Source organism: Paracoccus alcaliphilus, assembly GCF_028553725.1.
Lineage (GTDB): Bacteria > Pseudomonadota > Alphaproteobacteria > Rhodobacterales > Rhodobacteraceae > Paracoccus > Paracoccus alcaliphilus.
Map to the genome: position 1 here is coordinate 1,013,261 of NZ_CP067124.1, position 13,442 is coordinate 1,026,702.

General features: G+C 63.4%; 13 protein-coding genes and 1 pseudogene. 5 read left to right on the plus strand and 9 right to left on the minus strand.

The features are described 5' to 3' along the window. Nucleotides 1–133: 133 nt before the first annotated feature. Genes JHW40_RS05215 through JHW40_RS05240 form a run of 6 tightly spaced genes read right to left on the minus strand, consistent with a single transcriptional unit; the run spans nucleotide 134 to nucleotide 7,008 of the window. Nucleotides 134–526, minus strand: a complete 393-nt coding sequence (locus tag JHW40_RS05215) for a ribulose bisphosphate carboxylase small subunit (protein WP_090611478.1) — start codon at nucleotides 524–526, stop codon at nucleotides 134–136. Between the two features lie 14 nt (nucleotides 527–540). Beyond that, entirely contained in the window at nucleotides 541–1,995 is a 1,455-nt protein-coding gene (locus JHW40_RS05220; protein ID WP_419182469.1) for a form I ribulose bisphosphate carboxylase large subunit, read from the minus strand. 24 nt (nucleotides 1,996–2,019) lie between these two features. Further along, nucleotides 2,020–3,099 carry a class II fructose-bisphosphate aldolase gene (fba, locus tag JHW40_RS05225; protein ID WP_090611476.1) on the minus strand — a complete coding sequence of 360 codons (1,080 nt, stop codon included), beginning with the start codon at nucleotides 3,097–3,099 and terminating at the stop codon, nucleotides 2,020–2,022. Next, the gene (gene tkt, locus JHW40_RS05230) at nucleotides 3,099–5,090 is read right to left on the minus strand and encodes a transketolase (protein ID WP_170851793.1); all 1,992 of its coding nucleotides are present in this window, start codon (nucleotides 5,088–5,090) and stop codon (nucleotides 3,099–3,101) included. The genes fba and tkt overlap by 1 nt, the downstream gene beginning before the upstream one ends. A gap of 20 nt (nucleotides 5,091–5,110) precedes the next feature. Continuing rightward, nucleotides 5,111–5,989, minus strand: coding sequence for a phosphoribulokinase (locus tag JHW40_RS05235; RefSeq protein ID WP_090611474.1), 879 nt, complete (start codon nucleotides 5,987–5,989; stop codon nucleotides 5,111–5,113). Between the two features lie 20 nt (nucleotides 5,990–6,009). After that, nucleotides 6,010–7,008 carry a class 1 fructose-bisphosphatase gene (locus tag JHW40_RS05240; RefSeq protein ID WP_090611473.1) on the minus strand — a complete coding sequence of 333 codons (999 nt, stop codon included), beginning with the start codon at nucleotides 7,006–7,008 and terminating at the stop codon, nucleotides 6,010–6,012. 101 nt (nucleotides 7,009–7,109) lie between these two features. Between JHW40_RS05240 and cbbR the strand changes: the two genes are divergently transcribed. Next, the gene (gene cbbR / locus JHW40_RS05245; protein WP_090611472.1) at nucleotides 7,110–8,030 is read left to right on the plus strand and encodes a LysR family regulator CbbR; all 921 of its coding nucleotides are present in this window, start codon (nucleotides 7,110–7,112) and stop codon (nucleotides 8,028–8,030) included. A 20-nt stretch (nucleotides 8,031–8,050) separates the two neighbouring features. On the opposite strand, the gene JHW40_RS05250 is transcribed toward cbbR, so the two are convergent. Together JHW40_RS05250 and JHW40_RS05255 are read right to left on the minus strand one after the other, a co-directional pair. After that, nucleotides 8,051–8,203: a flagellar hook assembly protein FlgD gene (locus JHW40_RS05250; protein WP_170851788.1), complete on the minus strand. Its 153-nt coding sequence runs from the start codon at nucleotides 8,201–8,203 to the stop codon at nucleotides 8,051–8,053. Between the two features lie 103 nt (nucleotides 8,204–8,306). Continuing rightward, complete coding sequence (locus JHW40_RS05255; RefSeq protein WP_026155396.1) at nucleotides 8,307–9,239, minus strand: IS5-like element ISPpa3 family transposase; 933 nt, start codon at nucleotides 9,237–9,239, stop codon at nucleotides 8,307–8,309. Between the two features lie 94 nt (nucleotides 9,240–9,333). Between JHW40_RS05255 and JHW40_RS24130 the strand changes: the two genes are divergently transcribed. The 4 genes and pseudogenes from JHW40_RS24130 to JHW40_RS05270 all read left to right on the plus strand — a co-directional run bounded on the left by JHW40_RS24130 (nucleotide 9,334) and on the right by JHW40_RS05270 (nucleotide 12,896). Continuing rightward, nucleotides 9,334–9,540, plus strand: coding sequence for a hypothetical protein (locus JHW40_RS24130; RefSeq protein WP_419182459.1), 207 nt, complete (start codon nucleotides 9,334–9,336; stop codon nucleotides 9,538–9,540). Between the two features lie 3 nt (nucleotides 9,541–9,543). Next, nucleotides 9,544–11,064 (plus strand): annotated as a pseudogene (gene tnpC, locus JHW40_RS05260) (IS66 family transposase); the annotation flags it as partial. Beyond that, nucleotides 11,064–11,360, plus strand: a complete 297-nt coding sequence (locus JHW40_RS05265; RefSeq protein ID WP_090616778.1) for a hypothetical protein — start codon at nucleotides 11,064–11,066, stop codon at nucleotides 11,358–11,360. The pseudogene tnpC and the gene JHW40_RS05265, both read left to right, overlap by 1 nt. 120 nt (nucleotides 11,361–11,480) lie before the next feature. Next, nucleotides 11,481–12,896 carry an IS4 family transposase gene (locus tag JHW40_RS05270; protein WP_272848964.1) on the plus strand — a complete coding sequence of 472 codons (1,416 nt, stop codon included), beginning with the start codon at nucleotides 11,481–11,483 and terminating at the stop codon, nucleotides 12,894–12,896. Here the strand turns inward: JHW40_RS05270 and JHW40_RS24135 are convergent. Further along, nucleotides 12,876–13,271 (minus strand): hypothetical protein, encoded by a 396-nt coding sequence (locus JHW40_RS24135; protein WP_090618115.1) that lies wholly within the window; start codon nucleotides 13,269–13,271, stop codon nucleotides 12,876–12,878. The genes JHW40_RS05270 and JHW40_RS24135 overlap by 21 nt on opposite strands. Nucleotides 13,272–13,442 lie beyond the last annotated feature (171 nt).

Below are 13,442 nucleotides of genomic sequence, written 5' to 3' on the forward strand. Positions count from 1 at the left end.
GCCATACCCCATCTTTGGTGTTCAAATATCCTCGGGGGTCGCCGGGTGGTGCGCCATTGGTTCGGGCACCACCCGGCGACGGGGGGCCAAGCGCCCCCGGGCCTTCGCCGGGTCGCAAGGCCCGGCGACCGTCTCAGCCCGTGACCATCTCGTGCGTGTAACGCACCGAGCGGCCATCGACCTCCTGCCGCCAGGTGCGGAAGGTCGGCTCGGTCTTCGGGCGGTTGACGATGAAGGACATCATCACCGTCTCCCATCCGCGGGTGCTGTCGAAGGCGTTGATGCGGATATAGCTGTCGCCATGCGCCTTGCGGCACTCGTCCAGCTCCATCATCACGCCCTTGGCGTCCTTCAGGTCGAACATGGGATGGCCCCACATTTCCCAATAGGTATTGCGCGGATGCGGCTCGTCGGTGAACTCGATGCCGACGGCCCATTCCCTCGACAGGATATATTCGATCTGCGCGCTGATCTGGCTGTCATCCAGATCGGGCAGAAAGGAAAAGCAACCCTGAGTGATACGCATAAGATGATCCTCGCTTAGCTGACGGACGCGGTCGGAACGAAGTCCGAGGTGTCGGTCGAGGTATAGTTGAAGGTGATGTTGCCCCAGGTATCCAGCGCGGCTTCCAGCGGCTTGCACCACTTGGCGGCCTTGCGCAGGACTTCGGGGCCTTCGTTCTTGATGTCCACGCCCTCGTTGCGGGCCAGGATCATCGCTTCCAGCGCCACGCGGTTGGCGGTCGCACCGGCCTGGATGCCCATCGGGTGGCCGATGGTGCCGCCGCCGAATTGCAGCACGACGTCATCGCCGAACAGGTCGATCAACTGGTGCATCTGGCCGGCATGGATCCCGCCCGACGCGACCGGCATCACCTTCTTGAGGTTGCCCCAGTCCTGCTCGAAGAAGATGCCACGCGGCAGATCGACCTCGTTCACCATCTCGCGGCAGACGTTATAGTAACCCTGCACGGTCAGCGGATCGCCCTCCAGCTTGCCGACGGCGGTGCCGGTATGCAGGTGATCGACCCCGGCCATGCGCAGCCATTTCGCGATCACGCGGAAGCTGATGCCGTGGTTCTTCTGCCGGGTATAGGTGCCGTGACCGGCGCGGTGCATGTGCAGGATCATGTCATTGGCGCGGCACCAGTTGGAAATCGACTGGATCGCGGTCCAGCCGATGATCAGGTCCACCATGACGATGGTCGATCCCAGCTGCTTGGCGAATTCCGCGCGGGCATACATCTCTTCCATGGTGCCGGCGGTGATGTTCAGGTAATGGCCCTTGACCTCGCCGGTGGCGGCGGTGGCCTTGTTCACGGCCTCCATGCAGTACAGGAAACGGTCGCGCCAGTGCATGAAGGGCTGGCTGTTGATGTTCTCGTCATCCTTCATGAAGTCGAGACCACCCTTCAGCCCCTCATAGACCACCCGGCCATAGTTCTTGCCCGACAGGCCCAGCTTGGGCTTGGTCGTGGCGCCCAGCAGCGGGCGGCCGAACTTGTCCAGACGCTCGCGCTCGACCACGATGCCGGTGGGCGGGCCGTTGAAGGTCTTGATATAGGCGACGGGGAAGCGCATGTCCTCCAGCCGGGCGGCCTTCAGCGGCTTGAAGCTGAACACGTTGCCGATGATCGACGCGGTGACGTTGGCGATCGAGCCTTCCTCGAACAGGATCAGGTCATAGGCGACATAGCAGAAATACTGCCCTTCCTGCCCCGGCACGGGTTCGACCTTATAGGCCTTGGCGCGATACTGGTCGGCGGCGGTCAGCCGGTCGGTCCAGACCACGGTCCAGGTCGCGGTCGAGCTTTCGCCCGCCACGGCCGCCGCCGCCTCGATCGGATCGACGCCTTCCTGCGGGGTGATACGGAACAGCGCCAGGACATCGGTGTCCTTGGGCACATAGTCGCCATCCCAGTAACCCATCTGGGCATATTTCAGCACGCCTGCGGTATAGCGCTTTTTCTTGTCGGTGATTTCGGTCTGGGACATCTCGTTCATGTCGTCTCCTCCTCCTCAGGCGGCTTTTGCGCCGGTGATCGCCGGGTTCAGCGACCCCGACGCATATCGTTTTGCCATCTCGTCCATCGGGATGACGCGGATCTTGCTGGCATTGCCCGCGGTGCCGAACGCCTCGAAACGCTCGCGGCACAGGTCGCGCATGGCGTCCATGGCGGGTTTCAGGAATTTGCGCGGATCGAATTCCGCCGCATTCTGCTGCGCGATCTTGCGGAACTGGCCGGTCATCGCCATGCGGCAGTCGGTGTCGATATTGACCTTGCGCACGCCGTGCTTGATGCCGCGCACGATCTCTTCGACCGGGACGCCGAAGGTCTGGGGCATCTCGCCGCCGAACTCGTTGATGATGTCCTGCAATTCCTGCGGGACCGAGCTGGAGCCGTGCATGACCAGATGCGTATCCGGCAGCTTGCGGTGGATTTCCTCGATCACACCCATCGCCAGAATGTCGCCATCGGGCTTGCGGCTGAACTTGTAGGCGCCGTGGCTGGTGCCGCAGGCGATGGCCAGCGCATCGACCTTGGTGCGGGCGACGAAATCCACCGCCTGATCGGGGTCGGTCAGCAGCTGCGAATGATCCAGCTTGCCCACCGCGCCGTGACCGTCCTCGGCCTCGGATTCGCCGGTTTCCAGCGATCCCAGCACGCCCAGCTCGCCCTCGACCGATGCGCCGACCCAATGGGCCATGCGGCTGACACGTTCGGTAATGGCGACGTTATAGTCGTAATCGGCGGGGGTCTTGGCATCGGCTTCCAGCGAGCCGTCCATCATCACGCTGGTAAAGCCGTGGCGGATCGCGGTCATGCAGGTGGCCTCGTCATTGCCGTGGTCCTGATGCATGCACAGCGGAATCTCGGGATAGATCGCGGCCAGCGCCTCGATCATCTTCGACAGCATGATGTCATTGGCATAGGACCGCGCGCCGCGGCTGGCCTGCATGATGACCGGCGCGTCCACCGCGCGGGCGGCCTCCATGATCGCCAGACCCTGTTCCATATTGTTGATGTTGAAGGCGGGCACGCCATAGCCATGTTCGGCGGCGTGGTCCAAAAGCTGTCTCAGCGTGATCAATGCCATCATTTTCCTCCTTCGATCAGCGATTTGGCCAGTTCGGCGACTTTTTCAGCCGTGATGCCGAAATGGGCATAGAGTTGCGGGGCCGGGGCCGAGGCGCCAAAGCCGGTCATGCCCACAAAGCCGTCATCGGGGCGCAGGAACTGGTCCCAGCCTTGCCGGATCGCGGCCTCGACGCCGATGCGCGGCGCGTCACACAGCACGCCCTGGCGATAGGTGCGGTCCTGCGTGGCGAACAGCTCGAAGCAGGGGGCCGAGACGACGGCGGCGTTGATCCGGTCGGCGCGCAAAAGATCGGCGGCGGCCAGCGCGATCTCGACCTCTGAGCCGCTGGCGATCAGCGTCACATCGCGTTCCACCGGCGTCGAGCGCAGCACATAGGCCCCGCGGCGGGAACGGTTTTCCGCGTCATCCTCGATCCGCACCGTGGGCAGGTTCTGCCGCGACAGGCACAGAACCGAGGGCGTGGTGGGCGCGGTCAGTGCGATTTCCCACGCCTCGGCGGTTTCCACCGCATCGGCGGGACGGAAGACCATCAGGTTCGGGATCGCACGCAGCGCCGCCAGATGCTCGACCGGCTGGTGGGTCGGGCCATCCTCGCCCAGACCGATGCTGTCATGGGTCATCACATGGATGACCGGCACCCCCATCAGCGCCCCCAGACGGATCGCGCCGCGCGAATAATCGGCAAAGGCCAGGAAGGTCCCGCCATAGGGCACGAAGCCGCCATGCAGCGCGATGCCGTTCATCACCGCCGCCATCGCATGTTCGCGGATGCCGTAATGGATATAGCTGCCCGTATAATCGCCCGGCGTGACGGATTGCTGCCCCTTGCTGCGGGTGTTGTTCGAGCCGGTCAGATCGGCGCTGCCGCCGACGGTGTTGGGCAGGGTGGCGTTCACCACCTCCAGCGCCATTTCGCTGGCCTTGCGGGTGGCGACCGAGGGGCGCTCGGATGCGATCCGGGCGCAATGGGCGGCGATGGCGTTGCGCAGCGCCCCCGCATCGGGGCGGTTCTGTGCCTCAAGAAAGGCGGCGCGGTGGGCCGAGCCTTCCAGCCGCGTGGTCCAGTCGGCCCGCGCCTGCGCCCCGCGCTGGGCGATGGCGCCCCATGCGGTCATCACATCCTCGGGCAGGGTGAAAGGGTCATAGGGCCAGTTCAGCGCCTTGCGCGCGGCGGCGATCTCTTCGGCTCCCAAAGGCGCGCCGTGCACGTCATGGCTGCCCTGCTTGTTGGGCGCGCCAAAGCCGATCACGGTCTTGCAGGCGATCATCGACGGGCGGTCATCGGCGCGCGCGGCCTCGATGGCGGCGGCGACGGCGTCGCGGTCATGGCCGTCCACCGCCTGCACATGCCAGCCGGCGGCGGCGAAGCGCGCCTTCTGGTCGGTCGAGGTGGACAGGTCGGTCCCGCCGTCGATGGTGATGCCGTTATCGTCCCAGAACAGGACCAGCCGGCCCAGCTTCAGATGCCCGGCAAGGTCGATGGCCTCGTGGCTGATCCCCTCCATCAGGCAGCCGTCGCCCGCGATCACATAAGTCCAGTGGTCGGCCAGATCATCGCCCCAGCGGGCATTGGCCATACGCTCGGCCAGCGCCATGCCGACGGCGGTGGTGATGCCCTGACCCAGAGGGCCGGTTGTCGTCTCGATCCCCTTGGCATGGCCGTATTCGGGATGGCCCGCCGTGCGCGCGCCCATCTGGCGGAAGTTGCGCAGCTGGTCCATGTCCATGTCGTCATAGCCCAGCAGGTGATTGATGGCGTAAACCAGCATCGAGCCGTGACCAGCCGACATCACGAAACGGTCGCGGTCGGGCCATTGGTGATCGGTCGGGTCCACCCGCATGAAGCGGTTGAACAGCACCGTCGCCACGTCGGCCATGCCCATCGGCGCGCCGGGATGGCCGGATTTCGCGGCCTCGACCGCGTCCATGGCCAGCGCGCGGATGGCATTGGCCATGCGGGTTTCCAGCGCGGGATCTATCCGTGTCATCTGGTTCATCTGTTCCTCCGTCAGGCGCGTTTCGATTCGCTGATCATCCGGTTGACCATCGGGGTCAGGATCAGTTGCATCGCCAGATCCATCTTCGGCCCCGGAATGACGATCGAGTTGGCCCTGCTCATCCACGAGCCGTCGATCATCTGGGTCAGATAGGGAAAATCGATCCCCCGCGGGCTTTTGAAGCGGATCACCACAAGGCTTTCGTCGGCGGTGGGAATCCAGCGGGCGATGAACGGGTTCGAGGTATCGACCACCGGCACGCGCTGGAAATTGATGTCGGTATGGGTGAATTGCGGGCAGATCACATGGGTATAGGCATGCATCCGGCGCAGGATGGTGTCGGTCACGGCTTCGGTCGTGTAACCCCGCGCGGCCTTGTCGCGGTGGATCTTCTGGATCCATTCCAGGTTGATGACCGGCACGACGCCGATCTTCAGATCGGCATGCTGCGCCAGGTCGAGGCCGTTGGCCTCATCCACCACCGCGCCGTGCAGGCCCTCATAGAACAGCAGGTCCGAGCCATCCTCGAACGGCGCCCATTCGGTGAAGGTGCCGGGGGCGGCGCCCCATTTCTCGGCCTCCAGATCGTCATGGACGTAATGGCGCGTCTCGCCGCCGCCGGTTTCGCTATAGACGCGGAAGACATCTTCCAGCTTGGCCAGTTCATTGGCGTCGATGCTGAAATGGCTGAAGGTGTGGTCACCGGTCTCTTGCCGGCGGGTCAGTTCGGCCTTCATCGCGGCGCGGTCGAAACGGTGGAAGGCGTCGCCCTCGATGCTGACAGCGGTGATGCCTTCACGACGGAAGATCTGGTCGAAAGTGTTCTTGATCGTGGTCGTGCCCGCGCCCGAGCTGCCGGTGACCGAAATGATGGGATGCTTCTTGCTCATGTCACTTATCTTCCGAAGTTTCAGGCGCGGAACAGGCCGCGGTTTCCGAACAGGGCCGAGACCTCGCTCTCGGGCAGGTCGTGATAGGCCGCGACCCGGTCCACCTTGTCGGGCGATCCGAAGATCAGCGGGGTTCGGCCGTGAAGCTGGGTGATCGTGGCGTCCAGAATGGGCAGCGCGCCATCGGTCGCATGTCCGCCCGCCTGTTCGATCAGCATGGCGATGGGGGCGCATTCATACAGCATCCGCAGCCTGCCCCGCTCGTATCCCTCGCGGGCATCGGCGGGATACAGAAAGATGCCGCCGCGCATCAGGATGCGATGGGCCTCGGCCACCAGCGACGCGATCCAGCGCATGTTGAAATTCCGTTCGCGCGGCCCGTCCAGCCCGGCCAGACAATCGTCGATATAGGCCCGGACCGGCTGCTGCCAGTGACGGTAATTCGAGGCGTTGATGGCGAATTCGAACGAACAATCGGGCAGGGTGACGCGCGGGTTGGTCACGTCGAAACAGCCGGTATCGGGGTTCAGCGTATAGAACTGGGTGCCATCGCCAAAGCTGACCATCATGGAGCAGCGCGGCCCATAGATGATATAGCCCGCGGCGATGATATCGCGGGCGGGGCGCAGAAAGCTGGCCTCGGCCGGGCCGTCCTCGGCGGGATAGACGGCAAAGATCGTGCCGATCGAGACGTTCGTATCAATGTTGGATGATCCGTCCAGCGGGTCGATGGCCAGCGCCATCGTCCCTTGGTCCTGCATCGGGATCGGATCTTCCTGCTCTTCGCTGGCATACCAGCGCAGGCCTGCATCTTTCAGCGCATCCTGAAACAGCGCATCTGCCTGAACATCCAGCTTTTTCTGTCCGTCGCCGTCACTGTTCGTGCCGACCTCTGCCCCCAGATTCGCCCCGCCGCGGCGAATGACGGCTGCCAGCGCCGCGCCGCCACGGGCCAGAGCCAGCATCAGCGGACGGAAATTCTGTGGGATATGCGTCGTGTCTATGGCTGGCGCGGTCATCGGCCCCTCCCTTGGCGTCTGCTCGTCTTGAGGAGGAACTTGACAGCGAATGATCTTCGGGAAAATTTAATAATCTGGAAGATCACTTAAGGAAAATTTAAATGAGGCTGGATTCCCTGACCCTGCGGCAGCTGCGCAGTCTGCGTTCCGTGGCCGACAATGGCAGCCTGACGGCAGCGGCCGGGCAGTTGGGCCTGACGCCCCCCGCCGTCCATAGCCAGTTGAAGGCATTGGATGATCTGGCAGGCTGCGCGCTGCTGGAACGGACCGATCAGGGCGTGTTCCGACCGACCGCAGAAGGGCAGGCGCTGTTATCGGCCCATGCGCGAATCCAGACGGCGCTGGATCGGGCCTCGCGTCAGATATCGGCGCTGCGTCACGGGCAGATCGGCAGTGTCACGTTGGGCGTGGTCTCTACCGGAAAATATTTCGCGCCGGGTCTGGTGGCACGTCTGCTGCGGCGCTTGCCGGAAATCGATGTCACCCTGCGTATCGGCAACCGCGATACCATCATTTCGTCGTTGGCGGGGGATGAACTGGATCTGGTCATCATGGGCCGCCCGCCACGCGAACCCGCCGTGACCGCCGATTCGATCGGCCCGCATCCGCATATCATCATCGCCCCACCCGACCACCTGCTGGCCGACGCCGATCCGGTCATGCCGGGCGATCTGCTGGGGCAGACCTTCCTGTCACGTGAGGAAGGGTCCGGCTCGCGTATCCTGATGACCCGCTTTCTGGACCGCATCGGCGAAGGCCTTCCCTGGCGGGCGGTCGATATGGGCACGAATGAGACGATCAAGCAGGCGGTCATTGCCGGGCTGGGCATCGCGCTGATCTCGCAGCATACGGTGACCGAGGAATTGCGGGCGGGGCGACTGGTCGCGTTGCGCGCGATCGGCCTGCCGATCCAGCGCAGCTGGTATCTGATGCACCGCAGCAACCGCCAGATGAATCCGGCGACCACCCGGATCCACGCGGAAATCCTGTCGATGCGCGGCAGCTTCCTGCCGGTGGTCTGAAGGTGCGGTGGCATCTGACCCTAACGCGCCTCGCGCAGCGATTCGACCGCGCTGGCGGGGACCGATACCCCGCCCGTCAGGACCAGAACCGCGCCCTCATCGCCCATCTCGGTTTCGGTTACGCGGGAATAGGCCGCGACGGCGCGGGTTGAAATGATCTCTCCGTTAAACATGCTCTCGGTGCGGAAGCTATATCGCCCCTCGGGCAGTTTATCCCCGGCGGGCGTTGTTGCAGAAGTCAGTGTGTGAGCGCAGTTTTCCCTTTCCGCGTTGAGTTCATGCCACGCGTTTGATCTCGGCGGATCCGAGGGCATTGAAGCGGTTCATGAGGGCGATGCGGATATGGATTTCGGCGGTCTGGCGGTCCGGGTCTCGTGATGAGATGCGTTCACCGAAGGCCTTGAGGCAGCGCATCCTTGCCTCGATCCTGCTTCGGACGTGATAACCTGACCAGCGCTTCCATATGGCCCTGCCCAAGCGCTGGGTTGCCCGGAGGATCTCGTTGCGCGCCCTGGCTGCGGGGCAATCCTCCTTCCAGAGACGGCCATTCCTCCGGATCGGGATGATAGCGGTGCCGCCTCGATCCAGGATCGCGGTGTGGCAGCGTCGGGTGTCAAAGGCACCGTCGCCGGTGACGGTGCCGATCTGTTCATCCTCTGGGATCTGGTTGAGCAGGTCGGGCAGAACAGGGCTGTCGCCTTCACGGCTTGAGGTGAATTCGACGGCGCGGATGTCACCTGTAGCCGTGTCCATCGCCAGATGAACCTTACGATATTGGCGTCGGCGATGCGGGCCATGCTTGCGGGCAAGCCATTCCCCATCACCAAGAAACTTGATCCCGGTGCTGTCCACCAGCAGGTTCAGCGGCCCCGGCGCACGGCGGCTCGTGATCTGAACCGTGATGCGCTTCTGCCTGCGGCTCAGGGTCGAGAAATCGGGCACCCGCCAGTCGAGCCCGGCCATCGAAAGGATGCTCGCCACCATCCCTGTCGTTTGCCGGAGAGGCAGGCCGAACAGAACCTTCACCATCAAGCAGAACTGGATCGCGGCATCAGAGAAGACCGGCGGCCGACCATTGCATCCGGATTTGGGTGCGCGCCAAACCATGTCCTTGTCCAGCCAGATCAGAAGGGACCCGCGCCGCTTCAAGGCATCGTTGTAGGACTTCCAGTTCATCGTGCGGTAGCGGGTGGGCTCAGGCTTGCTCATACTCGCCCCTTAGCCCACTGGATTCGCAGTGTGAATCCCTCAGAAAACGGAGTTCTGCAACAACGCCCAACACATCTATCAGTGGCGCCAGGAGATGCGGCGCAAGGGGCTTTGGCCTGTCTCGGGTTCGGCGCTGTTTGTGGCGGTTGACGAAGATGCCGCTGGCCGCAGCCAGCCCCTGGCACCCGGGTCGGTGCCGATGATCGAGATATTGCTGCGCAACGGTCGGCATGTTCGTTGCGCCGAGACGATCGATGACCGATCTCTTGCGCGGCTGATCCGTGTGCTGGAGGCCGTATGATCGGACCAGTTGATCCAGGCCCTGCGGTTACGCATCGCCAGGCTGAAGAAGCAGGTGTTCGGCCGGTCCTCGGAAAAGATCGAGCGCGAGATCGAGCAGCTTGAGCTGGCGCTGGAGGATCTGCTGATCGCGACGGCCGAAAGCGAGACTTCGGTCCCGGCTGACGGTCAGGGCGATGATACGCTGGAAACGTCAGCGACCGATGGCGTCTCTGACCGCCCCTCCCGCCGCCGCCCTCGGGTCTCGGACAGCACGCCGCGCGAGCGGCAGGAACTGGACCCCGGCAGGTGCTGCCCCGATTGCGGTGGCGATCTGCGTCTGGTGGGCGAGGATGTCAGCGAGATGCTGGATCTGATCGCGGCACAGTTGAAGGTCGTGCAGATCGCCCGGCTCAAGAAATCCTGCCGCCGCTGCGAACGCATGGTGCAAGTTCCGGCCCCCAGCCGCCCGATCCCCGGCAGCGTGGCAGGCGCGGGCCTGCTGGCGCATATCCTCGTCTCCAAGTTCGACGACCATCTTCCCTTGTATCGCCAGCACGAGATCTTCGCCCGGATGGGAGCGGATATCCCCGACAGCACACTGGTCGACTGGTGCGGTCGCGCCATGAAGGTGCTGGCCCCGTTGATCGAACGGATCGAGGCGGACGTGATGACCAGCGACCTGCTGCATGCCGACGATACACCGATCCGGGTGCTGGATCGTGTGGGCCGGGACAAGGGGCTGGGCAAGGGCGTGAAGAAGGGCCGGATCTGGGCCTATATCCGTGACCAGCGGCCTTGGTCGGGTGCCTCGCCCCCCGGTGCTGTCTATGCGTTTGCGCCGGATTGGAAGGAAGAACACGTCCATCGCCATCTGGCCAACACCCGCGGCATCCTGCAGGCCGATGGCTACAAGGGATATGCAAAGCTCTATGCTCCACAGCCGGATGGGGCGCACCGCCTGCAAGAGGCAGCGTGTTGGGCCCACCTGCGGCGCGACTTCCATGACGAATGGGACAAGACCAGATCCGCGATCGCCCGCGAAGCGCTCGACCGTATCGGCGCGCTCTACGACATCGAGCGGGAGATCACCGGTCATCCCGCCGCGATCCGTCTTGCCGCGCGCCAGAAGCACAGCGCCCCGAAGGTCGAGGCCTTCTTCGCCTGGTCAGAGAGCCAACTCTCGCGGATCCCCGGCAAGGGGGATCTGGCCAAAGCCTTCCGTTATGGGCTGAGCCGTCAGGACGCCTTCAGCCTGTTCTTGTCCGATGGGCGCGTGGGCATCGATAACAATCCGGCCGAGCGCGCCCTGCGCCCGATCGGCGTTGGCCGCCGTAACTGGCTCTTCGCGGGGGCCGATACCGGAGCCGAAACGTTGGCCCGGGCCATGACCATCGTTGAGACCGCCAAAATGAATGGCCTGGACCCGCAGGCCTATCTGGCCGACATTCTGGCCCGTATCCATGATCACAAGATCAACCGGCTCGACGATCTGCTGCCCTGGAACTGGTCGCCGCTGCCCTCCGCCCAGCACGAGGCCGCCTGATGGCAACCGTCACCCACGTCTGCACCCTCGACTACGTCGCAAAGATGCTGGGCGAGGACCCCGAGCTTCTCGAAGCCATCGTCTACAACGATGACAACCTGACCTACGGCGCGATCATCAGCGTCTATACCGGCCCCGATGACACCGTCACCGCCCTGACCGATGACGGTATCGACGAACTGAAAGACATGCTCAGGGACGCGCGCATCACCACCGAAACCTGGCACGCGTTCCTCGACGACCTTGTCGATGACACAGAACTCGTCGCCCGCATCAAAGCCCAATCGCTGCGGTAACAATCGGCTTGCAGTTACCCACAAGTGGTGCGGCGAATTGATTCACCCACCAGACTTGGCCTTGCCTGAGCACAAGCGATCATGATTCGTCATGTGGCACCGAATAATTGAGGTGCAGACATGGGACAGAGTTGGGTGGAAACGGAAACGGCCGGATGCGATCTGGGAGATGTCAGGCTGAACAGGCGGCTTGAGGCAATGCTCGAGGCCCTCGGGGAACGGCCGGGAAAATCGCTGCCGACGGCATTCCAGGACTGGTCGAATACCAAGGCCGCCTACCGCTTCTTTGCTAACGGCAATGTCAGCGAGGACAAGATCCTCGAGGGCCATTTCGCTGCCTCTGCCCTGCGCATCCGGGCAACCGATGGTCCCATCCTGATCCTGCAGGACACCACGGAATTCTCCTTCAAGCGTTCGGCTCCGGAGAAGGTGGGGTTCACGACGGTGTCGACTGGACGCAAACTGAAGGAAGGTCGCTATCAGAAACATGCGGTCTGCGGGCTTTTGATGCATGCCAGCATGGCCATCACGCCGGATGGGCTGCCGCTCGGCCTGACGGCGGCCAAGTTCTGGTCGCGCAGCAAGTTCAAGGGAACCGCCGCTCTTAAACGGAAGATCAATCCGACCCGGGTGCCGATCGAACAGAAGGAAAGCATGCGCTGGCTCGACAATCTGCGCCTGTCCACCGAACTGACAGGGGTGCCAGAGCGCTGCGTGCATATCGGTGATCGGGAAAGCGACATATACGAACTCTACTGCCTGTCCGAAGAACTCGGGACCGGGTTCCTCGTCCGCAGCTGCGTCGACCGTCTGGCGGAGGATGGCGGCACGACCATTGCCAAGGTGATGGCAGAGGTGCAGTCCAGCGGCACCCACGAGGTCCGGTTCCGCGATGCGCAGGGCAAGGATCATTGCGCCGTGCTCTCGGTCCGGCACGCTACAATGACGGTCCGCCCGCCGATCGGAAAGCAGCGGAAATACCGGCATCAGAATCTTCAGATCATCCATGCCGAGGAGCTTGACCCGCCGGAAGGCCGGGTGCCCGTCTTCTGGAAGCTGATCACGAACTTGCCGGTGGCGACCCACGCGGACGCAATCCACAAGCTCCAATGGTATGCGCTGCGCTGGAAGATCGAGACATTCTTCCGGACCCTGAAGACCGGGTGCCGGATCGAAGAGCTGCGCCTGGCCACGGCTGATCGACTGGCAAACTGTATCGCGTTGTGCTGCGTCGTGTCCTGGCGCGTGTCATGGATGACGATGCTCGGCCGAGAGGTGCCGAAAGCATCGCCTGCTGCCGTCTTCACCGACGCCGAACGCCAACTGCTCGAGCGCACAGCGCCCGAGAGCAAGCAAAAGCTTCCGCGTGACCTCGATTTCTATGTCAGACTCGTCGCGCGGCTCGGCGGCTATCTCGATCGGACCTCCGATGCGCCACCAGGAACCACCGTCATATGGCGCGGCCTCTCCCGCCTCGCCGATCTTGTCGAAGGCGCTCGCATCGCCGAAACACCATCATCCGAGACATATGGGTAACTGCAAGCCGATTGTTACCGCGGCGACAGTGCCTTGATGCGGGTGTCGATTGTCGTTCGCAGCACTTTTCATGGAAGCAGCGCGTTGACCGTTGTCTGGGGGTTCTGACGATAAAACAGCTACTGGCCACTTTTCCAGATCCGCGTCGGCCTCAAGCAATCCGGTGCCCGCGCAGCTGCCCGTGAATGCCGCGCGCCCTGTTGCGACCGGCACTCGGTAGGCCGACGACAGGCACTGGAAACCCTCCAGTGTGTTGACGATCATCCTGCGACGACGGCGCGTCTTGCCCAAGATGGCTATCAGCACCTCGTGATGGTGCTTGGAAATGTCGATGGCGACCAGCACGGTCACGGCAGTAAGGTGATTGGTGGTCATGGCCGGTCTCCTCAGCGGTGTGGTCCTGCAAAACCGCTGTTGAGACCTGAGATCCGGTTATGGCCAACCGCTGCGCTATCTGAGGGCCGCGCGTGTGGCCACAACCTCTCTGCAGCGCTTAATGTCTTCTGTCGCAACAAACAATGGTCCCGGTTTTCTTTCTGCATTCTC